At 75.6% G+C, this 19,729-nt stretch carries 20 protein-coding genes; 9 read left to right on the top strand and 11 right to left on the bottom strand.

Annotation, left to right across the window (positions count from 1 at the left end; translation table 11 throughout):
* Window positions 1-52: 52 nt before the first annotated feature.
* Entirely contained in the window at window positions 53-580 is a 528-nt protein-coding gene (locus tag ACFQ8E_RS03370; protein ID WP_430549165.1) for a VOC family protein, read from the top strand.
* 27 nt (window positions 581-607) lie between these two features.
* On the opposite strand, the gene ACFQ8E_RS03365 is transcribed toward ACFQ8E_RS03370, so the two are convergent.
* Window positions 608-1,036 carry a GNAT family N-acetyltransferase gene (locus ACFQ8E_RS03365; protein WP_430549164.1) on the bottom strand — a complete coding sequence of 143 codons (429 nt, stop codon included), beginning with the start codon at window positions 1,034-1,036 and terminating at the stop codon, window positions 608-610.
* Between the two features lie 106 nt (window positions 1,037-1,142).
* Here ACFQ8E_RS03365 and ACFQ8E_RS03360 point away from each other — a divergent pair, with 106 nt between their 5' ends.
* Window positions 1,143-1,934, top strand: coding sequence for an SDR family oxidoreductase (locus tag ACFQ8E_RS03360; RefSeq protein WP_430549163.1), 792 nt, complete (start codon window positions 1,143-1,145; stop codon window positions 1,932-1,934).
* 12 nt (window positions 1,935-1,946) lie between these two features.
* Here the strand turns inward: ACFQ8E_RS03360 and ACFQ8E_RS03355 are convergent, their stop codons facing one another.
* Complete coding sequence (locus tag ACFQ8E_RS03355; RefSeq protein WP_430549162.1) at window positions 1,947-2,546, bottom strand: GNAT family N-acetyltransferase; 600 nt, start codon at window positions 2,544-2,546, stop codon at window positions 1,947-1,949.
* A gap of 60 nt (window positions 2,547-2,606) precedes the next feature.
* Here ACFQ8E_RS03355 and ACFQ8E_RS03350 point away from each other — a divergent pair, with 60 nt between their 5' ends.
* Window positions 2,607-3,044, top strand: coding sequence for a YybH family protein (locus tag ACFQ8E_RS03350; protein WP_430549161.1), 438 nt, complete (start codon window positions 2,607-2,609; stop codon window positions 3,042-3,044).
* A gap of 3 nt (window positions 3,045-3,047) precedes the next feature.
* Here ACFQ8E_RS03350 and ACFQ8E_RS03345 read toward each other — a convergent pair whose 3' ends face one another.
* The 3 genes from ACFQ8E_RS03345 to ACFQ8E_RS03335 form a co-directional block, all read right to left on the bottom strand.
* A complete protein-coding gene (locus tag ACFQ8E_RS03345) occupies window positions 3,048-4,568 on the bottom strand; it encodes a hypothetical protein (RefSeq protein WP_430549160.1) in 1,521 nt (506 codons plus the stop codon).
* Window positions 4,565-5,167 carry a SigE family RNA polymerase sigma factor gene (locus ACFQ8E_RS03340; RefSeq protein ID WP_430549159.1) on the bottom strand — a complete coding sequence of 201 codons (603 nt, stop codon included), beginning with the start codon at window positions 5,165-5,167 and terminating at the stop codon, window positions 4,565-4,567. Before ACFQ8E_RS03340 ends, ACFQ8E_RS03345 begins: the two co-directional genes overlap by 4 nt.
* Before the next feature lie 85 nt (window positions 5,168-5,252).
* The gene (locus tag ACFQ8E_RS03335) at window positions 5,253-5,804 is read right to left on the bottom strand and encodes a GNAT family N-acetyltransferase (protein ID WP_430549158.1); all 552 of its coding nucleotides are present in this window, start codon (window positions 5,802-5,804) and stop codon (window positions 5,253-5,255) included.
* A gap of 94 nt (window positions 5,805-5,898) precedes the next feature.
* On the opposite strand from ACFQ8E_RS03335, the gene ACFQ8E_RS03330 reads away from it, so the two are divergent.
* Window positions 5,899-7,044 carry a GNAT family N-acetyltransferase gene (locus ACFQ8E_RS03330; protein WP_430549157.1) on the top strand — a complete coding sequence of 382 codons (1,146 nt, stop codon included), beginning with the start codon at window positions 5,899-5,901 and terminating at the stop codon, window positions 7,042-7,044.
* Between the two features lie 15 nt (window positions 7,045-7,059).
* On the opposite strand, the gene ACFQ8E_RS03325 is transcribed toward ACFQ8E_RS03330, so the two are convergent.
* From ACFQ8E_RS03325 to ACFQ8E_RS03315, 3 genes are read right to left on the bottom strand one after another with little or no spacing between them, the layout of a single operon-like run.
* Window positions 7,060-7,734 (bottom strand): MBL fold metallo-hydrolase, encoded by a 675-nt coding sequence (locus tag ACFQ8E_RS03325; protein WP_430549156.1) that lies wholly within the window; start codon window positions 7,732-7,734, stop codon window positions 7,060-7,062.
* Window positions 7,735-7,782: 48 nt separating this feature from the next.
* The gene (locus ACFQ8E_RS03320) at window positions 7,783-8,685 is read right to left on the bottom strand and encodes an alpha/beta fold hydrolase (RefSeq protein ID WP_430549155.1); all 903 of its coding nucleotides are present in this window, start codon (window positions 8,683-8,685) and stop codon (window positions 7,783-7,785) included.
* Between the two features lie 45 nt (window positions 8,686-8,730).
* Window positions 8,731-9,693, bottom strand: a complete 963-nt coding sequence (locus tag ACFQ8E_RS03315; protein WP_430549154.1) for an endonuclease/exonuclease/phosphatase family protein — start codon at window positions 9,691-9,693, stop codon at window positions 8,731-8,733.
* Window positions 9,694-9,857: 164 nt separating this feature from the next.
* Here ACFQ8E_RS03315 and ACFQ8E_RS03310 point away from each other — a divergent pair, with 164 nt between their 5' ends.
* The 3 genes from ACFQ8E_RS03310 (at window position 9,858) to ACFQ8E_RS03300 (ending at window position 13,347) form a co-directional block, all read left to right on the top strand.
* The gene (locus ACFQ8E_RS03310; protein WP_430549153.1) at window positions 9,858-10,406 is read left to right on the top strand and encodes a hemerythrin domain-containing protein; all 549 of its coding nucleotides are present in this window, start codon (window positions 9,858-9,860) and stop codon (window positions 10,404-10,406) included.
* 85 nt (window positions 10,407-10,491) lie between these two features.
* Window positions 10,492-10,884, top strand: coding sequence for a DUF3817 domain-containing protein (locus ACFQ8E_RS03305; protein ID WP_430549152.1), 393 nt, complete (start codon window positions 10,492-10,494; stop codon window positions 10,882-10,884).
* A 135-nt stretch (window positions 10,885-11,019) separates the two neighbouring features.
* The gene (locus ACFQ8E_RS03300; RefSeq protein WP_430549151.1) at window positions 11,020-13,347 is read left to right on the top strand and encodes a bifunctional metallophosphatase/5'-nucleotidase; all 2,328 of its coding nucleotides are present in this window, start codon (window positions 11,020-11,022) and stop codon (window positions 13,345-13,347) included.
* Between the two features lie 84 nt (window positions 13,348-13,431).
* On the opposite strand, the gene ACFQ8E_RS03295 is transcribed toward ACFQ8E_RS03300, so the two are convergent.
* The 3 genes from ACFQ8E_RS03295 to ACFQ8E_RS03285 all read right to left on the bottom strand — a co-directional run bounded on the left by ACFQ8E_RS03295 (window position 13,432) and on the right by ACFQ8E_RS03285 (window position 17,299).
* Complete coding sequence (locus ACFQ8E_RS03295; RefSeq protein WP_430549150.1) at window positions 13,432-15,735, bottom strand: hypothetical protein; 2,304 nt, start codon at window positions 15,733-15,735, stop codon at window positions 13,432-13,434.
* Window positions 15,736-15,897: 162 nt separating this feature from the next.
* Window positions 15,898-16,839 carry a hypothetical protein gene (locus ACFQ8E_RS03290; RefSeq protein ID WP_430549149.1) on the bottom strand — a complete coding sequence of 314 codons (942 nt, stop codon included), beginning with the start codon at window positions 16,837-16,839 and terminating at the stop codon, window positions 15,898-15,900.
* A gap of 1 nt (window position 16,840) precedes the next feature.
* The gene (locus tag ACFQ8E_RS03285; protein ID WP_430549148.1) at window positions 16,841-17,299 is read right to left on the bottom strand and encodes an Lrp/AsnC family transcriptional regulator; all 459 of its coding nucleotides are present in this window, start codon (window positions 17,297-17,299) and stop codon (window positions 16,841-16,843) included.
* Window positions 17,300-17,436: 137 nt separating this feature from the next.
* Between ACFQ8E_RS03285 and ddaH the strand changes: the two genes are divergently transcribed.
* Window positions 17,437-18,381 (top strand): dimethylargininase, encoded by a 945-nt coding sequence (gene ddaH / locus ACFQ8E_RS03280; protein ID WP_430549147.1) that lies wholly within the window; start codon window positions 17,437-17,439, stop codon window positions 18,379-18,381.
* Window positions 18,378-19,568 carry an ornithine cyclodeaminase gene (locus ACFQ8E_RS03275; RefSeq protein ID WP_430549146.1) on the top strand — a complete coding sequence of 397 codons (1,191 nt, stop codon included), beginning with the start codon at window positions 18,378-18,380 and terminating at the stop codon, window positions 19,566-19,568. The genes ddaH and ACFQ8E_RS03275 overlap by 4 nt, the downstream gene beginning before the upstream one ends.
* Window positions 19,569-19,729: the final 161 nt, after the last annotated feature.

Genomic DNA, 19,729 nt, shown 5'->3' with positions numbered 1-19,729 from the left:
AAGACCGGGCCCCGGCCGGCGCGGTGTGATGGCGGGGACGAAAGGAGCCACCATGGCCGTCCCTCCAGGATTCTCGACCATCAACCCGTTCATCATCAGCCGCGACGTCGAGAACCTCATCCTCTTCCTCGTCGACGTGTTCGACGGGGTCGAGCACCCCGACGCGCGGACCGTCGACCACGACGGGCTGCTGCTGCACGCCGAGCTCCAGATCGGCGGAACCACCGTCATGTTCGGCGAGCGCAAGCCCGGCTGGCCGTTCACCCCGTCCCTGCTGCAGGTCTACGTCGACGACGTGGACACGGTGCTCCAGCGGGCGCGAGCCGGTGGCGCGGACGTCGTGACGGAGCCCACCGCGTTCTTCGGCGAGGTCTTCTCCCGCTTCGTCGACCCCTGGAACAACCTGTGGTGGGTCTACAGCACCCCGCAGGACGACGCCGCGGGCGGGTGGGAGGAGGCCGGCGACGGTGCCGAGACCGACGCCGAGAGCGACGCCGAGTGGGAGCCGACGCCGGAGCTGACCTACATCCGCGACACCCTCGTCGCCACCCTGCCGCGCCTGCGGGACCCGGCCGCCTGAGTCGCGGTCACGTCCTCGTCCGTCGCCTCAGGGCCGGACGTAGACACCGACCCGCGACGCGGGACGGAACCCGTGCGCCTCGTAGAACGCGGCCGCGGCGCCGTCCCGCATCGTCAGGAGGTACCAGTGCTCGACCTCGGGCAGGCGGGCCTCCAGGGCGGCCAGCAGCCGGGAACCCCAGCCCTCGCGCTGACGGTCGGGCGCGACGCACATCTCCTTGACCAGCAGGTGGTCCTCGCGGCCGACCCGTTCACGGTGCCCGAGGACGAACCCGATGACGGCCCCGTCGTCCGCGACCGCGCACACGCCCGCGGAGCGCGGCGTCGCCAGCAGGTCGCCGAGTCGTTGCGCGGCGTCCGCCTCCGTCCACTCCTCGTGCCACGGGGGTGCGGAGAACGTGCGGACGAAGAGCCGCGCGCAGTCCTCGAGACGGTCGGCGGTCAGGTCGTCGATCACCCGCGGAACATAGCAGCGCGGTCGGGTGCGGCCGTCACGTCCTCGTCCGTCGCCTCGTCGGGGGTGCAGGACGCGCCGTCGGGGCGCGGCGACGGAGGAGGACGGCATGGCACGCATCCTGGTCACCGGTGGCACGGGGCACCTCGGCAGGCTGGTGGTGCCGCGGCTGGTGCGGACGGGCGCGGACGTGCGGGTGGTCAGCCGCAGCCCGCACCCGGAGGGCGACGGCGTGCGGTACGTTGTCGCGGACTGGACGACGGGAGAGGGGCTGGCGCAGGCGGTGGGCGACGCCGAGGTGGTCGTGCACCTCGCCGGCGACCAGCTTCACAACGAGCCGATGGCGCGGGCCCTGGTCCGGGCGGTCCGGGACGCCGGGACGGAACCCCACCTGGTCAACGTGTCGGTGGTGGGCGCGGAGAAGGTGCCGGTGAGGTCCGGCTTCGACCGCCGCGCGCTCGGCTACATGGAGAGCAAGCTGGCCCAGGAGGGGGTGCTGGAGGAGTCCGGGATCCCGTGGTCCAACCTGCGCGCCACCCAGTTCCACGAGCTGGTGCTCATCGCGGCCCGGGCGCTCGCGAAGCTGCCGGTGGTGCCCACGCCGTCCGGCTGGCGGGCGCAGCCGATCGCGGCCGACGAGGTCGCGGCGCGCCTGGTGGAGCTGGCGCTCGGCGACCCGCAGGGCCGCGTGCCCGACGTCGCCGGGCCGGAGGTGCTCACGTTCCGCGGGATGGTGCGGGACTACCTCGACGCTGTCGGGTCGCGGCGCCCCACGATGCCGGTCCGCGTGCCGGGCGCGGCGTCGCGGGCGTACGCGGCGGGCGGCAACCTCGCGCCCGACCGTGCGGTCGGCAAGCAGACGTGGGGCGAGTTCCTCGCGGAGCACGTCGAGCGACGCTGAGCGGTGCCGGGCTCAGAGGTCGACGCGCATCACCGCGCGCCGCGGCGTCGGGCGGCTGACCTCGCGGAACCCGGCGGCCTCGAACACCGACGCCACCCCCACGAACAGCGTGCCCGTGTCGTCCGCGCGACCCGGCTCGACCACCATGGGATAGCCCTCCACGGCGCGCGCCCCGCGGGAGCGCGCATGCTCCACCGCAGCGGTCGTGAGCGCCGCGCTGATCCCGCGGCGGCGGTACCCGGCCCGGGTGACGAAGCAGACCACGGCCCACACGCCGTCGTCGTCCTCGTCCTCGTCGCGGCCGGACCACGGCACGCGCGCGGTGCGCAGCCGGGCGTACGCGGTGCGGGGCTCGACGGCGCACCAGCCGGCCGGCTCGCCGTCCAGCCAGGCGACGAGGCCGCTCGTCGTGGCGGCGCCGGGCTCCCCGCAGCGGGTGTCCCGGCGCAGCTCCTCGGCGCGCTCCTCGCGCGTCGTCTCCAGCCACCGCGAGCCGGGCGTCTGGTACCACCGGCACTGGCAGCGCGCGCCCTCGCCGCGCGGGCCGAGCACGGTCTGCAGGTCGTCCCACGACGCCTCGTTCGCCGGGCGGACCACGATGTCGGACGTCATCGCCCCATCGTGCCCCGCCCGGCCCTACCGAGCGCGGGCGGACCGAGGTTCAATGCGGCCATGACGGCGGGCACGGGCGACCGCGAGGACTTCCTCGACTGGTTCCGCACGACGTGGCGGGCGGCGGAGTCGGCGCTGCACGACGGCGACGCCCGCCCCCGCGACCGCACCTGGTCCCGCCGCCCGCCGGTGACCCTCTTCGGCGCCTGGATGGAGGCCGACGGCCCCGAGGAGGTACGGGAGGTGTTCGCGCGGCTTGCCGCGTCGTTCTCGGACGTGGCGTCCGCCGAGGTCGACCTCGTCGCCGCCGACGTCGGCGGCGACCTGGCCTACACGGTGCACCGGGAGGTCACGTCGACGTCGGTCGACGGCCGCCCGCGCGACTACGTGCTGCGGGTGACCCAGGTCTACCGCCGGGAGGCCGCCGGCTGGAAGGTGGTGCACCGGCACGCCGACGGCGGGCCGACGCGCGAGGCGCGACGACCCGCCGAGGGGTGAGGCTCAGCTCCCGGCGACCCGGAGCGACCGCACGATGCTGGCGAACCGCTCCCGCGAGTCCGCGCCGCGGGGGCCGCTGTACGACAGCACCACCGTGTCGTCGTCGGTGCGCAGCTCCACCGTCCCCAGGAAGCGGGGCGTCCCGTCCGTCGTGACGTCGTCGCCCTGCTGGATCACGGCGCCGCCGTCCGCTCCCGGCACGTCGTGCCGGAACCCGTACGACGGCTCCTCCTCGACGGCCGCCGGCGCGCGCGTGCCGACGGTGAGGGTCTCCGCGCCGCCCTCGGAGCCCCAGCCGGCGCCGTCGGGGGTCTCGACGGGGGCCCATCCGCGGGGCAGGTCGAGGCGGACGTCGCCCCGCTCCACCGTGTGCCAGCCGTCGGGGACGGCCGTCGTCGGGAGCTGCGGCAGGTCGTCCGGCCCGGGCGCCTGGGCCCCGGCGGCGAACCCGAGCGTGCCCAGCAGCCGGCGGGCCAGCTCGCGCCCGTCCGGGGTCGCGGGCGCGTCGACGGTCACGACGTACCCGCGACCGCCCTCGTGCCGCAGGTACGCGGTGGTGCGGTCCGTGCCGTCCTCGGCCCGCGACCCGACCTGGACCACGTCCGCGCCGTCGAGCGGGAACGTGGACGCCGGGTCGAGCGGCGACGGCGCGATCGAGCCGGGCCACCCCGCGGCTCCGGTGGCCTGGCGGATCGTGAGGCCGGCCGTCCCGTCGGCGCTGGCGGACCGGACGGTCGCGCCGACCGGGTACGCGTCGGCGACCTCCCGGTCGGCGGCCCAGCCGGGCGGCACCGCGTACTCCAGGCCGACGAACTCCGCGCCCTCCCAGCCCTCCGGGACGCCGGCGGCGTACCCCTCGAGGGGCTGCAGGGCGCCGGCCGCCCCCTCCGGGGCCGGCAGGGAGCCGGGGTCCTCGTCCACCGACACCGAGCCCACCAGGTCGGCGAACACCTCCTCGGCCTCGGCGCCGTCCACCCAGACCAGGCTCACCTGCACCACGTCGCCCGACTCCAGGGTCACCTGGAGCCGCCCGACGAAGTCCTGGTCGGACGACGGGTCGTCGCCGTGGTCCTCGGTGACGTACCGGGCCGACTCCGCGCCCGGGACCCTGACGTCCGTCGGCGTGAGCCCCGAGCCCGGCGGCACGAGCGGCATGCCCGCGGACTGCTCCACCTGCACGAAGTCCCCGCCCTCGTCGGCCGGGCCCTGCTCCCAGACGCCGTCGACGCTCGGCTCGAGCCCGGGCGGCACGGCGAGCCGCACGCCGCCGACGGCGACGGGCGTCCAGCCCGCCGGCACGTCCTGGGACGCCGGGCTCACGACGTCGTCCGGCGACGTGCCCTGCCACACGCCCGCGACGGCGCCCACGGCGGCGAGCGCACCGACGCCGGTCAGCGCGGCGCGCCGGGCCCGCACCCGGCGGACGGCGCGGCGGCCCATCGCCGCACCGTCGAGCGCGGCGACCGGCTCGACCCGGTCGGCCGCGTGCCGGAGCTCGGTCACGAAATCGTCCTGGAGGGTCATCGGACCGTCCCCTTCCTCGTCGGTGCCGGTGTGTTGTCGTGGGTGCCGTCGGCCGCCAGCAGCTCGCGCAGCCTCGCCAGGCCGCGGGACCCGCTCGACTTCACCGAGCCGGTCGAGATCCCCAGCTCGTCCGCGGTCTGCGCCTCCGAGCGGTCGAGCAGGTGGCGCAGGACGACGACGCGCCGCTGCGCCTCGGGGAGCTGCCGCAGCGCGCGGACGAGGCGGTCGCGGTCGACCACCGTCCGGGTCGCGTCCGGCACGGGCGCGGGGCGCAGGTCGGCGGGGTCGGAGAGCACGTCGTGGCGGGTGCGTCGCCACCCGTCGATGCGGGCCGTGGCGATCACGCGGCGCGCGTACGCGAAGGGGTCGCCGTCCTCGATCCGCCCCCAGGCCCGGTAGGTCCGTTCCAGCGCGAGCTGGACCAGGTCGCCCGCGCGGTGCTCGTCCCCGCACAGGAGGTACGCGATCCGGGAGAGCGCGGGGGTGCTGGCCGCGGCGAACGCCGTGAAGCGGTCCGCCGGGCTCTCGCCCGCCGCCACGACCCGGAAGGGTTCGGCCCTCGTCTCGGCGACGAGCGGCACGGCGCCGTCGGCCGTCATGGGTGCTGCCTGTCTCGTGTGTTCACGGGACATAGACGCCGACGGCGCGACAAAGGTTGTCGGGCGTCGCCGCCCGGAGGCGGCGTCAGGCCGTGCGGTCACCCTTGAGGACGCCGTAGACGAGCGTGTCCGTCCACTCGCCCTTGGACCACCAGTCCTGCCGCAGGTGCCCCTCGCGCCGCATCCCGACGCGCTCGCACAGCCGGGCGGAGGGCTCGTTGCGGGCGTCGAGCTGCGCGACGACGCGGTGCATGCGGTAGAAGCCGAACGCCAGGTCGAGGACGGCGCGCACGGCCTCGGTCGCGTAGCCCTGGCCGGTGTGGTCGGGGTGGAAGACCCAGCCGATCTCGCCGCGGGAGACGGTGTCGCCCGTCGTCCACAGGGCGACGTCGCCGACGACCTGGCCGTCGTGCTCGACGACGAGCGCGAGGGCGGAGCCGGGCTCGTCGATGCTCGTGCGGGCGAGCCGCTTCGCGAGCTGCGCCTCGCCGACGTCCGGCGTCCACGGCTCCTCGAGCAGGTAGCGCGCCACCTCGGGGTCGGCGTAGTAGGCGAGCAGGGGCTCGAGGTCCTCCGCGCGGTGCGCGCGCAGGACCAGTCGGCCCGTGGTCACCGGCAGCGGGGTCTCGGTCGTCACGGTCAGGCACCCTACGCGCCGGGGCGGGCGAACCGCGACGTCGGCCCCCGAAAAGCACGTGACGCGGACCCCCGCCGCGGCGCACCGTGGAGGCATGAGCACCCCCGCGCCCGCACCGGCGTGGCGCCTGGTCGAACCGCCCCGCGCCGACGGCCTCGACGTCGCCGACGCCTGGGCGTACCACGGCGTCGCGGCGCTCGAGCGGGCCGTGGGGCTGGCCGACCTGGGGCACGACGACCTCGCGCCCAGGGCCGTCGACCTGCTGGTCGGCGACCGCCACCAGGAGCACGCGCGGTGCCACCGGCTCGTGGCCGTGGACGGCGAGGCGACGCCTGGCGTGCCGCGCGTCGTGGGGCACGGCGAGCTCGTCCTGCCCGTCTCCGACAACCGCCACCTCGCCGTCGTGCGCATCGCGGTGCTGCCCTCCCACCGCGGACGGGGGATCGGGTCGGCGATCGCGGACCGCTTGCGCCGCGTCGCGCTCACCGAGTGCCGCACCACCCTGTTCGCGGAGGTCGAGCTCGCCGTCGAGCCGCCCGCCGACGCCCCGGACGCGCTCGCGCCCCGGGAGGGACCGGGGCACGTCTCCGCCGACCTGCCGGGCATGCGGTTCGCCCGCCGGGCAGGCCTGGGCCTGGAGATCGTGGCGCGCCGCTCCGTCCTCGACGTCCCGCTGCCGGGCGACGTCGTGGACCGGTTCGCCGCCGAAGCCGCCGACCGGGCCGGGGACGCCTACCGCCTGCACACCTGGCAGGACCCGGCGCCGGAGCGGTGGGTGGACCAGCTCGCGGCGCTGGAGCACAGCCTGTCCGAGGACGAGCCGAACGGCGGTCTCGCGCTCGAGGCCGAACGGTGGGACGGCGCGCGCATCCGCCTGGAGGAGACGAAGCGGGCCGAGAGCGGCCGGACCGGCCTCGTCACCGTCGTCGAGCACGTCGCCACCGGCACGCTGGCGGGGATGACGCTGCTCGTCGGGGACGACGACCGCCCCGAGCTCAGCGAGCAGGACAGCACGGTGGTGCTGCCCGGGCACCGCGGCCACCGCCTCGGGATGCTCCTCAAGGCGGTGAACCTGCGCGAGCACACGCGCCTGCGCCCCGCCGCGCGCCGCATCTCCACGTGGAACAACGAGACGAACGCCCCGATGCTGGCGATCAACGTGGCCCTGGGGTTCCGGCCCGCGGGCGGGTCGGCGGAGCTGCAGGCGCCGCTCGCCGACGTCGTGCCCCTCAGCCGCTGACGGCGGACGCGGAGGTCACGCCGTGCGGACCTCCAGCGGCTCGCCGGGGGCGAGCCGCCGGTACGTGTCGCCGCCGAGCCCGCCCGCGACGCGGTCGACCAGCGCCAGGCCGGCGTCGTTGAGGATCGCGTCGTGGATCGGCACGGCGACGCGCGGCGACACCTGGCGCACGTAGTCGACCGCCTCCGCGAGCTTGAGCCACGGCGCCGCGACGGGCAGCGCCAGCACGTCGACCCGCACCCCGCCGGGGGCGGGCGTGAACGAGTCGCCGGGGTGCAGCACGGCGCCGTCGACGAGGTAGGCCACGTTGGCCGGCGGCGGCAGATCCGGGTGGATGGCCGCGTGCACGTGGCCGAGGGCCTGCACGGCGAACCCGGCCGCGTCGAACGACGCGCCGCCGTCCACCGCGTGCAGCCGCGCGGCGGGGGCGCCCGCCCCGGTCAGCAGCTCGACGACCGGCGCCGGGGCCCACAGCTCCGGGCCGCCTTCGGGGGTCGGCGCGGTCGCCAGCGCGGCCGCCACGCGGGGGACGTCGACGTGGTCCGGGTGCTCGTGCGTGACGAGCACGGCGTCGGCGCCGTCGAGGATGCGCGGGTCGGTGAACGTGCCGGGGTCGATGACGAGGACGTGGTCGTCGCGCTCCAGGCGGACGCCGGCGTGGCCCCAGGTGGTGAGGATGAGGGAGGACATGCCGCCATCCTGGCCCTCATCCCCGGGCAGGCGCTCGCCGGTCGGCCCTCAGGCGGGGGCCGAGGTGTGGGCGAGGAGCGCCGGGAGGAGCACGTCCCACGACGACGGCGGCGCGACCTGGTGGCCGACGCCGTCGAGCACCAGCAGCCGTGCGCCGGGGATCTCCGCGGCCAGCGCCGCGCCGTGGCCGGGGAACAGCGGGTCCTCGCTGCCGTGCACGACCAGCGTCGGCACCGTCAGGTCGGCGAGGGTGCCCTCGAACGGGGCCCCGGGCTCCGCGGCGAAGTGGTTGGTCCCTGCGGTCGGGTCGGTGGACCGCTCGACCGCGCGGGCCGCGAGGGCGCGGGTGCGGGCCTCGTCGAAGTCGCCCCGCCCGGTGAGCGCGCGGTCCTCGGCGACGACGGCGGCGACCTGCGCGGCCGTGTCCGCCGGGTCGGGGGAGGGGCCGTCCCACAGGCCGTGCAGCGCGGGGTCGGACGGCGGCAGGGCGGCGTCGTCGGGCCCGGCGAACGCCCGCGTCGTGGACATCAGCGTGGCCGACGCGACGCGGTCGGGGTGCTCGAGCGCCAGCTCCTGCACGATGGCGCCGCCCATCGACAGGCCCACGAGGTGCGCCCGGTCGGCGCCCACGGCGTCGAGCACGCGCAGCGCGTCCTCCGTGACGTCGCGGCCGGTGTAGTCCGGCGCCCCGGGCGGGCAGGTGGTGGAGCGGCCCGTGTCCCGGTGGTCGTACCGGACGACGTGCCGCCCGCCGTCGGCGAGCGCCACGACGAGGTCGGCGGGCCACCAGTCCATCGACGACCCGACGCCGCCGACCAGCAGGACGGTCGGGTCGGCCGGGTCGCCGACGGCCTGGAAGCACAGCCGCGCCGTGCCGTCGGTGAAGCGTTCCGGACCGAGGGCGTCGCCGTCCGCGGGCCCGACGGGCGAGGCATCGGAAGGTCGCGTCATGCAGGAGGGACGGCGCGGCGCGGCCGGACTCATCGCTCCACGGCGTCACGGCAGCCGCAGCAGCGCCTGCACCGGGGTGTGGTCGCTGGGCCAGCGGCCGTCCTGCGTCCACGTGTTGATGGTCGCGGCGAGCACCTCGGTGCCGCCGGTGGCGAGCACCCAGTCGATGCGGTCGTTGCCCGGGACCGGCTCGCCGTAGTTGGGGAACGTGCCGACGTCGGGGGTGAGCCGGCGGTCGGCGGCCACCCACGTGTCGAGCAGGCCGCCGTCGGTGACGAGCACGTCGTAGGGCGCGGACCGCCCGGCGGGCGCGTTGCAGTCGGCGGTGAAGACGACGGGCAGCCCGAGCTCCGCGACGAGGTCGCGCACCACCTCGGCGCTGCGCACGCGGGCATTCTCGGACTGGTGGTCGAAGTGCGAGTTCACGTGCACGAGCTCGGAGCCGGTGCGCTCGTCGCGGAACCTGGCCCAGGTGACGATGCGGGTCACCGAGTTGCCCCACGTGGTGGAGCCGATGACGTCCGGCGTGTCCGACAGCCAGAACTGGTCCCACCACAGCAGCGTGAGCCGGCGCGCGTCGTAGAAGATCGCCGAGTACTCGCCGTCCGCGCCGCCGGACCGGCCGTAGCCCACGGTGCGGTAGTGCTTGCCCAGCCCCTGCTCGACGGCGACGAGCTGCTGGAACTCCGCCTCCTGCACCCCGAGGATCGTGGGTTGCTCGAGGGCGAGGAACGCGGTGACGAGCGGGGCACGGTCCGGCCAGTGGTCGGGCTCGCCCGGCTGGGTGGCGTCCTCGCGGTCCAGGCGGATGTTGAAGCTCATCGCGTGCAGCGTCGACCCCTTGGCCGGGCCGATCAGCGCGCCCCTGGCCGGTCGTGCGGCGGTCGTGGCGGCGGCGCCCGGCGCGGCCAGGGCGCCGGCGACGCCGAGCGCGCCGAGCGCGCCGGCGGCGGTGAGCGCGCCGCGACGGGTGATGCCGGCCGGGGCGGCGGAGCTGCGGTGGTCCATGTCGTCTCCAGGGGTCGGGATCGGTCGTTGCCCGACCATCCCATCGGCCGCACGTGGCCGCCCGGCGGACGCCAGGTGGACGGCGGGCGACGGTGCCGTGACCAGGGCCTCGACCGCCGCGCGGCGCGTCCTCGGCGGCCCGCTCCGACTAGGCTCGGCGCATCGTGACCGACCCGCACCGAGAGACCACCACCCCACCCACCGATCCTTCCGATCCCACCGCCCGCCTCGTGGCGTGGGGGCAGGAGCTGCTCGCCGTCCACGCCCGCCTCCGCGACGCCCTGGAGGTCGCGCGGGAGGCCGTCGACACCGCCGACGGCGCCGCGCCCACCCCGACCGGCGGAGCCGACCCCCGCCGCCTGATCGGCCTCTACTGCCACGGGTTCTGCCAGGCGCTGGAGGGTCACCACCGCGGCGAGGACGGCAGCGTCTTCACCGCGCTCCTCCAGCTGCGCCCGGACCTCGCGGGCGTCGTCGCCGAGCTGCAGCAGGACCACCGCGTCCTCGACCACCTGCTCGGGGCGCTGTCCCACGCGGTCGACGCCGGCGCGGACGCGGCCACCCTCGACCGGCACCTCGACGGCATCGACGCCGTCATGGAGACGCACTTCCGGTACGAGGAGAAGCGGCTGGTCGACGCGCTCGACGAGCCCGCGCTCGCGGCCGCGCTGACCGGCACCGACCGGCGCGCCGCCCTGGGTCCGCTCGCCTGACCCGACGGCCTGTCATCTCCCCGCGACGGCGGTGCGCCGACGTCGTGCAGACTGGCCCGACCGCCCGCGTCCCGAGAGGTCCCTCATGCCTGCCGCGCCCCTGTCGCCCGCCCGCCAGCCCCTGTCCCGCACCGGCCGTGTGTACGCGGTGATCGCCGTGATCGAGGCGTTCACCTGGGCGGGCCTGCTGGTCGGCATGTTCCTCAAGTACGTCACGGAGACGACGGAGGCGGGCGTCTGGCTGTTCGGCCGGCTGCACGGGGCGGCCTTCGTGGCGTACGTGGTGATCGCGCTGGTCGCGGCGGTGAAGCTCCGCTGGGGCTGGTTCCGCACGCTGGTGGCGCTCGCGGCCGCCGTCCCGCCCCTGACGACGCTGCTCGCCGAGTGGTGGCTGCGCCGCACGGGGCACCTGAGCGACCCGGCCGTCCGCCTGTCCGCGGCACCGGAGCCCGAGCCCGAGACGATCTCGGCGAGGTAGTCCCGCACCCGCCGACGTAGTCCCCGAGCCGCGCGGAAGGTGCCGTTCTTCCCCGGTTCTCGCGGTCGTCATGCCGCTGTCGCACGGCCCCGCTACGGTGACGCCCACCACAGTCACTGTCACCGGGAGCGTCCCATGACCTCTGCTCGGCCCACCCTCCGCCGGCGGACCGCCGGCGTCGCGTGCGTGTCCCTCGCCTTCGCGGGGATCGCCACCACCGGCGCCGTGTCCGCCAGCGCCGACCCGATCGTCGACGTCCAGATCCTCGCCACCAACGACTTCCACGGCCGCATCCAGGCGAACGGCACCGAGGCCGGCGCCGCGGTGCTGGCGGGCGCGGTGCAGCAGCTGCGCGCCGAGAACCCGAACACCGTCTTCGCGGCGGCGGGCGACCTCATCGGCGCCTCGACGTTCGAGTCCTTCATCCAGCACGACAAGCCCACGATCGACGCCCTCAACGCCGCGGGCCTCGACGTGTCGGCGGTCGGCAACCACGAGCTCGACCAGGGCTACGACGACCTGGTGGACCGGGTGATGGCGCCCTACGACGCCGAGACCAACCCGTACGGCGGCGCCGAGTGGCAGTACGTGGCCGCGAACCTCAAGGTGAAGGCGACCGGCGACGACGCCGTCCCGGCCACGTGGATCAAGGACTTCGGCGACGTGCAGGTCGGCTTCGTCGGCGCCGTCACGGAGGAGCTGCCCGCCCTCGTCAGCCCGGCCGGCATCACGGACCTCGACGTGCGGGGCATCGTCGACTCGGTGAACGAGGAGGCCGACGCGCTCAAGGCCGAGGGCGCCGACCTCGTCGTCATGCTGGTGCACGAGGGCGCGGAGTCCACGGACTGCGCCGCGATGCCGACGGCGGACAACGCGTTCGCGAGCATCGTCAACGACGTGAGCCCCGAAGTGGACGCCATCGTCTCCGGGCACACGCACCTCGCGTACGACTGCAAGTTCCCGGTCGACGCGTGGTCCGGCGAGGCCGTGACGGAGCGCCCGGTCGTCTCCGCGGGCCAGTACGGCTACAACCTCAACCAGCTCACGTACTCGGTGGACGCGGCGACCGGCGAGCCGGTCGGCGTGGAGACCGGGATCCTGCCGCTCGCCGGCGCCTACCCGGCGGACCCCGACGTCGCGACGATCGTCGCCGACGCGGTCAAGGAGGCCGACGTGCTCGGCGCGGAGCCGCTGGGCGAGATCGGCGGGGCGTTCAACCGCGCCAAGCTGTCCTCGGGTGCGGAGAACCGCGGCGGCGAGTCCACGCTCGGCAACCTGGTCGCCGAGGTGCAGCGCTGGGCCACCGAGGCCCCCGAGTCGGGCGAGGCGCAGATCGCGTTCATGAACCCGGGCGGCCTCCGCGCCGATATGGTGGGCTCCGGCACGGACGCCTTCCCGCGCACGCTCACCTACAAGCAGGCAGCCGCGGTGCAGCCGTTCGCCAACACGCTCGTCAACATGGACCTCACGGGCGAGCAGCTCAAGACCGTCCTCGAGCAGCAGTGGCAGCGCGACGCCGACGGCAACGTGCCGTCGCGGCCGTTCCTGCGGCTCGGCGTCTCGGAGGGCTTCACCTACACGTTCGACGCGAACCGTGAGGAGGGCGACCGCGTCACCGGCATCTGGCTGGACGGCGAGGCGGTCGACCCCGCCACGTCGTACTCGGTCACCGTGAACTCGTTCCTCGCGTCGGGCGGCGACAACTTCCGCGCTTTTGCGGACGGCGCGAACGCCCGCGACACCGGCAAGGCCGACCTCGCCGCGTTCGTCGACTACATGGCGACGCACGCCGCCGACGAGCCCCTGGCCGTGGACCCGAGCCAGCGCGCCGTCGGCGTCTCGTTCCCGGCCGACGCCCCCGAGGCGTACGAGCCCGGCGCGACCGTCGCCTTCGACGTCTCGTCCTGGTCGATGTCCGCCCCCGGCGACGTGACCGACCCCGAGCTCACGGTGTCCCTCGGCGACACCGAGCTCGGCACCGCCGCCGTCACCACCGCGGCCGGCACGACGCCGGACGACACGATCGGCACCGCCTCCGTCGCCGTCCAGCTCCCGGCGGACGCCCCGGCCGGTGCCACCGCCCTCACCCTCAGGGGCGCCGCGACCGGCACCGAGGTGACGGTGCCGATCGAGGTGACGGAGCCCGCGAAGGCCACCCCGACCCTCACGGTCGACGCGCCGAAGACGGTCGTCGCGTGGCTCCAGCCCGCGCGCCTCGACGTGTCGGTCGAGACGCCGGACGGCACGCCCACCGGCAAGGTGACGGCCACGATCCAGGGCAAGAAGGTCGACGTCGACACGCTGAACAAGAAGGGCGACGCCCGCCTGTGGGTCGGACCGTTCAAGCCCGGCACCGTCGAGGTGGAGCTGCGCTACTCCGGCGACGACGCCACCGAGGCGGCCACGACGACCACCACCATCCGGGTGAAGAGCCTGTGGGAGGTCATCTTCGGCGCATGGTGACCGACCAGCGCTGACGCGACGACGGCCCGGCCCGACGCTCCCCTGAGCGTCGGGCCGGGCCGTCCTTGCGCCGGCGTGCGGACGTCAGGAGCGACGCCGGACGTGCAGCGCCGTGGCGGCCACGGCCGCCAGCAGGCCGAGGGCGAGCAGGATCCCGCCGCCGAGCGCGGCGCCCCCGGCGGGGCTGGACTCCATCTCGGACCTCATCGTGCCGGTGCCGTCCGCGAGCTCGGTCGTCCCCGCGGCGAGTGTGGCCGCCCCGTCCGCGAGTTCGGTGCTGCCCTCCGAGAGTTGCGTCGCGCCCGTGGCGAGGCGCCCCGCCCCGTCCGCGAGGTCGGCCGAGCCGTCCGCCAGCGTCCCCGCACCCTTGTCGAGGTCCTGCGCGCCGGTGTCGATCTTGCGGATGCCGACCGCCGCGTCGTCCGCGCCGTCCGCCAGCTTGCCGAGACCCGTCTCGAGCTCGCCCGCCCCGCTCTGCGCGTCGCCGAGCTTGGTCGTCAGGCGAGCTGCTCCGGAGGAGACCCGTGCCGAGCCGTCCACCAGATCCGGCAGCTTGCCGGCCAGCTCGGCCGCACCGTCATTCGCGCGGACGGTGCCGGCAGCGACCTCGGCGGCTCCGTCGGCGAGCGTGGGGAGCCCGCTGGCGAGCGCGGCTGCGCCGTTGTCGGCGCTGACCGTGCCGGCGGCGACCTCGGCGGCTCCGTCGGCGAGCGTGGGGAGCTTGCCGGCGAGCTCAGCTGCACCGTCGCTCAGCTCGGCGGTCTTGCCCGCCAACGTCGTCGCGCCTGAGTCGAGATCCGACGATCCCTGGGCGAGCGCCGTCGCGCCCTCACGAGCCGAGGCGGCGCCTGCCTGGAGCTCCGAACCGCCTGCAAGGAGATCGCCGATCCCGTCCCGGACCCGCGCAGCCCCTGCGTCCACCTGCTTCGCGCCGGCGTTGAGACGGACGGCGGCGTCGGCGAGCTGTCCAGCGCCGGACGCGATCGACTCCGTGCCGTTCGCCACGGAGGCTGCGCCGGTCTGCACGGCCGTCGACCCTGCGACGAGGCCCTTTTCTCCGTCGAACCCACCGGCGAGCTGCGCCGCACCGTCGCGCGCGCCGCGGACACCACCTGCGACCTGGGCGGCGCCGGCCGACAGGCCCTTGGCTTTCTCCGTCAGGGCCGTCAACTTCGCGGTGAGCTCGGGGTCCTCGGTCGAGGCGGCGAGGTCGGCGAGCGCGCTCGCAAGGTCCGAGCTGCCGCCAGCGACCTGTCCGGCACCCGCGTCGACGGACTTGAGCCCCGTGGCGAGCGAACGACTCGCGTCGGCGGCCTTGGCGACTCCCTGGGCCAGGGCCTCGGACCCTCCGGCGAGTGATGAGGCGCCGTCTGCGGCCTGCCGAGCCCCGTCCTTCAGTGCCCCCGTGGGCCCGACGAGGGCGGTCGTGCCCTCGAAAACCTGGGAGGCGCCGCTCGCCACGCTCTTGGCCCCCGTGCCGAGCTCGCCGCCCGACGTCACGAGCTTGTCGATTCCCGCGGACAGCTGGCCGACACCGGACGAGAGGTTGGAGGCGCCCGAGGCGAGGGCGCTCGAGCCGGTGGCAAGCCTCGTGCTTCCCGCGGCGATCAGTTCCGACCCGCCTGCGAGAGCGTTCGCGCCGTCCGCCGCCTTGGCGTTTCCGGCGGCGACCTGGGCTGCGCCGTCGACCAGCTGGGGGAGCTTGCCGGAGAGCTCGGACGCGCCGTCCGCCGCCTTGGCGTTTCCGGCGGCGACCTGGGCTGCGCCGTCGACGAGTTGGGGGAGCTTGCCGGAGAGCTCGGACGCGCCGTCCGCCGCCTTGGCGTTTCCGGCGGCGACCTGGGCTGCGCCATCGACCAGCTGGGGGAGCTTGCCGGAGAGCTCGGACGCGCCGTCGGAGGCCCGGACGCTGCCCGCGGCGACCTTCGCCGCGCCGTCGCTGAGCTCGGAGCCACCGGCCGTGAGCAGCACGGTGCCGTCGTGCAGCTTCTGGATCCCGGCGAACGCCTCGACGGTGCCGGGCTGCAGCTTGGTCACGAGGCCCTCGCGCAGCTCGGCGGTGCCGTCGGCGAGGCGCGTGGTGCCCGCCGTGAGGTCGCCGGTGCCGTCGACGAGTCGGGCGGTGCCGTCGGACAGCTCGCCGGCCCCGTCGGACAGCTCGCCGGCGCCGTCGGCGAGCTGCGTGCTGCCGTCGGACAACCGGCCGGCTCCGTCGTGCACCTGGACGGCACCCGCGTCCAGGCGGGTGGCGCCGTCGGCGACCTTGCCGTTCAGCAGGACGAGCACCACGAGCGCGAGGAGTGCTGCGATCGCGAGGGCGGTGACGGCCGCGGCGGCCGAGACGGCCGGTCCGCGTGATCGTCGTGGCACGGGGGTGGTCGGGTTCATCGGGGCCTCACTCCGGTCCGCGTCGTCGGCGACGCAGGCGTCCGCACGGCTCGTGGCCGCGGCCCGTCGTCGTCGACGGGTCTGGAGGGACCTTACTGATGCACCCTCAATAAGGGGAGCCCGTGCGCGGATTTCACCCGCTCGGGGTGCGCGACGCCGCGGTCAGCCCCAGCCGCAGGCGTCGTGCACCAGGTCGTAGGTGGCGGCGCGCTGCTGGTCGGTCATCGGCACGTAGATCACCGGCTGCGGCGCGCCGTCGACCTCGGCGTGCACGGGCAGGAACGTGCCGCGCTTGTCCTCGGCCACGACGTGCGGGTCGCAGCGCGCGGGCACGACGTCGAGCACGACCTGGCCGTCCGCCTGGCCGACCAGGTCGTCGCCCGTCCAGGCGGTGCCCGCGGCGGGGGAGAGCAGCGTGGTGCCGGAGATCTCCACCAGCCGCACCTCGGGGCCGCCCGCCACGGGCTCGACGGCGAGGGTGATGCGGCCGCCGGGCGCGTCGCCGTCGGGCGTCGGCACGGTCGCCGTGCGCACGTCGGTGACGCGCAGGGTGACGCCCGTGGCGACGAGGCGCTCGGCGCACACCTCCGCGTGCACGGCGGCGAGGCGGGCCAGCGGGTCGGTGACCTCCACCTCGACGGCGGTCCCCGCGCCCGCGCCGTCCACGCCGGGCGACGACCCGCCCGCCGCAACGCGGACGGTCGCCGTCGCGACCGGCGTCGTCTGCGCGTCCGCGCCCGACAGGGCCGCAGGCGGCTCGGCGTCGCAGTCGACCTCTCCGAGCCGCAGCCGCAGGTCGCGGCCGGCGCCGGGCGCGAGGGTGCGCGCACGGACCGCACCGTCCGCGCTGCTCGGGCCGTAGCCGGGCGCGTCGAGGGAGCCGCCGAGCAGCGTCACCGTGCTTTCGGAACCGTTGACGACGTGCACCTTGGCCCGGTGGTCGGCGTACTGCGTGCGGTCCTGCCGCAGCTCGGCGCTCAGGCCCTGCGCGACGCCGCTCGGCAGCGGCGCGACGTCGTCACCCGGGGAGGTGCAGGCCGTCGCCACGACGGCGAGGCCGACGGCGAGGCCCGCGGCGAGCGCGACGGCGCGACGGGCGCGCACGTCACGCCCCCTCCGCCGAGGAGGAGCGCGCGGGCCGGTCGATGACGCGCGTCATGACCAGGGACGTGCGCGTCTTGTCCACGCGGGCGCTGGCGCGGATGGCCTCCACGGTGCGCTCCACGTCGGCCATGTTCCCGGCCATGATCTGCACCATCGCGTCGGCCTCGCCGGTCACGGTGTCGACCCGCACGATCTCGGGGATGGTCGCCAGGTCGCGGCGCAGGGTGGCGGGGGAGACGTTGCCCCGGCAGAACAGCTCCACGTACGCCTCGACGCCCCAGCCGAGCTCCTCCGGCGCGACCCGCACCGTGAACCCGGTGATCTCGCCGCGCGCGAGCATGACGTCCACCCGCCGCTTCACCGCCGGCGCGGACAGCCCCACGTCGGCGCCGATGTCGGCGTAGGTCGCGCGGCCGTCGCGCAGCAGGTGCCCGACGATCCTGCGGTTCAGGACGTCCATACCGTCTCCACGCGCGTCTCCATGCCGCCACCATGCCCGATTTCTTCCACCGTCGCGCACGATCCGTCGGTTCGGGTCCCGGGACGCGCAACGGATCGCGGGTCCGGCGCAACGTCGGCGGCCCTAGCGTCCCGGTCATGACGGCTCTCACCACGCCGACGACGACGTCGGCCACGGTTCCCCAGCCCGCGAGGCTCGAGCGCACGCCGGAGCGCACGGCCACCCCGCGCCGCTTCCTCATGTGCCCGCCCACCTACTTCGACGTGGTCTACGAGATCAACCCGTGGATGGACCTGGGAGTGCCGGTCGACACCGGCCGCGCCCTCGCTCAGTGGGAGCGCCTGCGCGCCACCTACGAGGCCCACGGCCACCGTGTCGAGGTGATCGACCCGGTGCCCGGCCTGCCCGACATGGTGTACGCCGCGAACGGCGGCGTCGTGCTCGGCGGCCGCGCCCTGGCGGCGCGGTTCACCTACCCGGAGCGGCGGCCCGAGGGCGTCGCCTACGAGCGGTGGTTCGCCGCCGCGGGCGACGGCGTCGTCAGCCTCGGTCAGGCGGCCGAGCAGAACGAGGGCGAGGGCGACCTGCTGCTCGCCGGCGACGTGATGCTGGCGGGCACCGGCTTCCGCACCTCCCGCGCCGCGCACGCCGAGGTCGCCGCGCTGCTCGGCATCGAGGTCGTGACCCTCGAGCTCGTGGACCCGCGCTACTACCACCTGGACACGGCGCTCACGGTGCTCGACGGCGGCCCGTCGCCGGTCGTCGCGTACCTGCCGGAGGCCTTCAGCCCCGCGTCGCAGGCCGTGCTCGCGGAGCGCTACCCCGACGCGATCCTCGCCACCCCCGAGGACGCCGCGGTGCTCGGCCTCAACGCCGTCTCCGACGGGCGGCACGTGTTCCTCAGCGACCGCGCCACCGGGATGCACGCCCGGCTGCGCGAGCGCGGCTTCGAGCCCGTCGGCATCGACCTGTCCGAGCTGCTCAAGGGCGGCGGCTCCGTGAAGTGCTGCACGCTCGAGCTCCGCCCCGCGCCCACGACCGGCACGACCGACGTCCCGACCAGCAAGGAGGCCCACGCATGACGACGGTCCCGTTCCTCGACGTCGCGTCCATGGCGCGCTGGGTGGCGCACCGCGGCCCGGAGGCCGTCATCGGGCGCCTCGTGGACGCCCTGGAGGTCGACTTCGCCCGCTGGCCCGACCTCGACAAGCGGCCGCGGATCGCGTCGCACTCGCGCGACGGCGTCATCGAGCTCATGCCGACGTCCGACGACGCCACGTACGGCTTCAAGTTCGTCAACGGCCACCCCCGCAACCCGGCGCGCGGCTTCCAGACGGTCACGGCGTTCGGCGTCCTCGCCGACGTGCGCAACGGCTATCCCACGTTCCTGGCCGAGATGACGCTGCTCACGGCGCTGCGGACGGCGGCGACGTCGGCCCTCGCCGCCCGCTACCTGGCGCGCGCCGGCTCGCGCACGCTCGCGCTGATCGGCGCGGGCTCGCAGTCGGAGTTCCAGGCGCTCGGCATGCGGGCCGCGCTCGGCGTCACGCACCTGCGCGTCTGGGACACCGACCCGGGTGCGCAGGCCAAGCTCGCCCGGCACGCGCGCGCCCTCGGCTTCGAGGTGCACGAGGCGTCCAGCGGCGAGGACGCCGTCGCCGGCGCCGACGTCATCACCACCTGCACGGCGGACAAGACGAACGCGACGGTGCTCACCCACGACATGGTCACGCGCCTCGCCCACCCGGGCGTGCACGTCAACGCGATCGGCGGCGACTGCCCCGGCAAGACCGAGCTCGACCCCGCGATCCTGCGGGACGCCGAGGTGTTCGTCGAGTACGAGCCGCAGACCCGTATCGAGGGCGAGATCCAGCAGACGCCGGACCTCGTCGTCACCGAGCTGTGGGAGGTCGTGGCCGGGCGGCGCGACGGGCGCCGTGGCGCCCCCGCCACCGCGGGGCCGGGCGAGGCGTTCGCGCGGCACGCGGGAGACCGGCGCACCGCGGACGACACCACCGTGACGGTCTTCGACTCCGTCGGGTTCGCCGTCGAGGACTGGGCCGCGCTGCGGTTCGTGCGCGACGACGTCCCCGCCGCCCTGCTCCAGCACCTGGACCTCGTCGCCGAGCCGCAGGACCCGAAGGACCTGTACTCCCTGGTGCTCGCCGCCCAGGAGGACGACCGCGCCGACGCCCGCCGCGCGCTGGACCGGCTCATGGGGCTCGCCGGGCGCGGGCACGTCGAGGCGCTCGCGACCGCGCGGTCCTGACCGTCGCCCACCCGACTCCGGCTCCGGCCGTGACCTCCCGCTCCCCGGGGGAGGCCACGGCCGGGGCCGGCCTCTCGTCGTCCGCCGTCCCGCCCCCTGAGACGTGGCTGGACGGGGACTTGCCGAAACCCTGGTGCGCGCTGCCATCATGAGCCCCGCGA

Origin of the sequence: Isoptericola sp. NPDC056573 (genome assembly GCF_042793335.1) — a bacterium.
Lineage (GTDB): Bacteria > Actinomycetota > Actinomycetes > Actinomycetales > Cellulomonadaceae > Isoptericola.
The sequence above is the reverse complement of the archived record's forward strand: the minus strand, read 5'-3'. Positions and strand labels throughout refer to the sequence as shown.

Coding starts and splice junctions, on each gene's coding strand:
- ACFQ8E_RS03370 (WP_430549165.1), top strand. CDS start 53: ATGGCCGTCCCTCCAGGATTCTCGACCATCAACCCGTTCATCATCAGC.
- ACFQ8E_RS03295 (WP_430549150.1), bottom strand. CDS start 15,735: ATGAACCCGACCACCCCCGTGCCACGACGATCACGCGGACCGGCCGTC.
- ACFQ8E_RS03305 (WP_430549152.1), top strand. CDS start 10,492: ATGCCTGCCGCGCCCCTGTCGCCCGCCCGCCAGCCCCTGTCCCGCACC.
- ACFQ8E_RS03325 (WP_430549156.1), bottom strand. CDS start 7,734: ATGTCCTCCCTCATCCTCACCACCTGGGGCCACGCCGGCGTCCGCCTG.
- ACFQ8E_RS03340 (WP_430549159.1), bottom strand. CDS start 5,167: ATGACGGCCGACGGCGCCGTGCCGCTCGTCGCCGAGACGAGGGCCGAA.
- ACFQ8E_RS03315 (WP_430549154.1), bottom strand. CDS start 9,693: ATGGACCACCGCAGCTCCGCCGCCCCGGCCGGCATCACCCGTCGCGGC.
- ACFQ8E_RS03330 (WP_430549157.1), top strand. CDS start 5,899: ATGAGCACCCCCGCGCCCGCACCGGCGTGGCGCCTGGTCGAACCGCCC.
- ACFQ8E_RS03320 (WP_430549155.1), bottom strand. CDS start 8,685: ATGACGCGACCTTCCGATGCCTCGCCCGTCGGGCCCGCGGACGGCGAC.
- ACFQ8E_RS03300 (WP_430549151.1), top strand. CDS start 11,020: ATGACCTCTGCTCGGCCCACCCTCCGCCGGCGGACCGCCGGCGTCGCG.
- ACFQ8E_RS03345 (WP_430549160.1), bottom strand. CDS start 4,568: ATGACCCTCCAGGACGATTTCGTGACCGAGCTCCGGCACGCGGCCGAC.
- ACFQ8E_RS03360 (WP_430549163.1), top strand. CDS start 1,143: ATGGCACGCATCCTGGTCACCGGTGGCACGGGGCACCTCGGCAGGCTG.
- ACFQ8E_RS03275 (WP_430549146.1), top strand. CDS start 18,378: ATGACGACGGTCCCGTTCCTCGACGTCGCGTCCATGGCGCGCTGGGTG.
- ACFQ8E_RS03285 (WP_430549148.1), bottom strand. CDS start 17,299: ATGGACGTCCTGAACCGCAGGATCGTCGGGCACCTGCTGCGCGACGGC.
- ddaH (WP_430549147.1), top strand. CDS start 17,437: ATGACGGCTCTCACCACGCCGACGACGACGTCGGCCACGGTTCCCCAG.
- ACFQ8E_RS03355 (WP_430549162.1), bottom strand. CDS start 2,546: ATGACGTCCGACATCGTGGTCCGCCCGGCGAACGAGGCGTCGTGGGAC.
- ACFQ8E_RS03350 (WP_430549161.1), top strand. CDS start 2,607: ATGACGGCGGGCACGGGCGACCGCGAGGACTTCCTCGACTGGTTCCGC.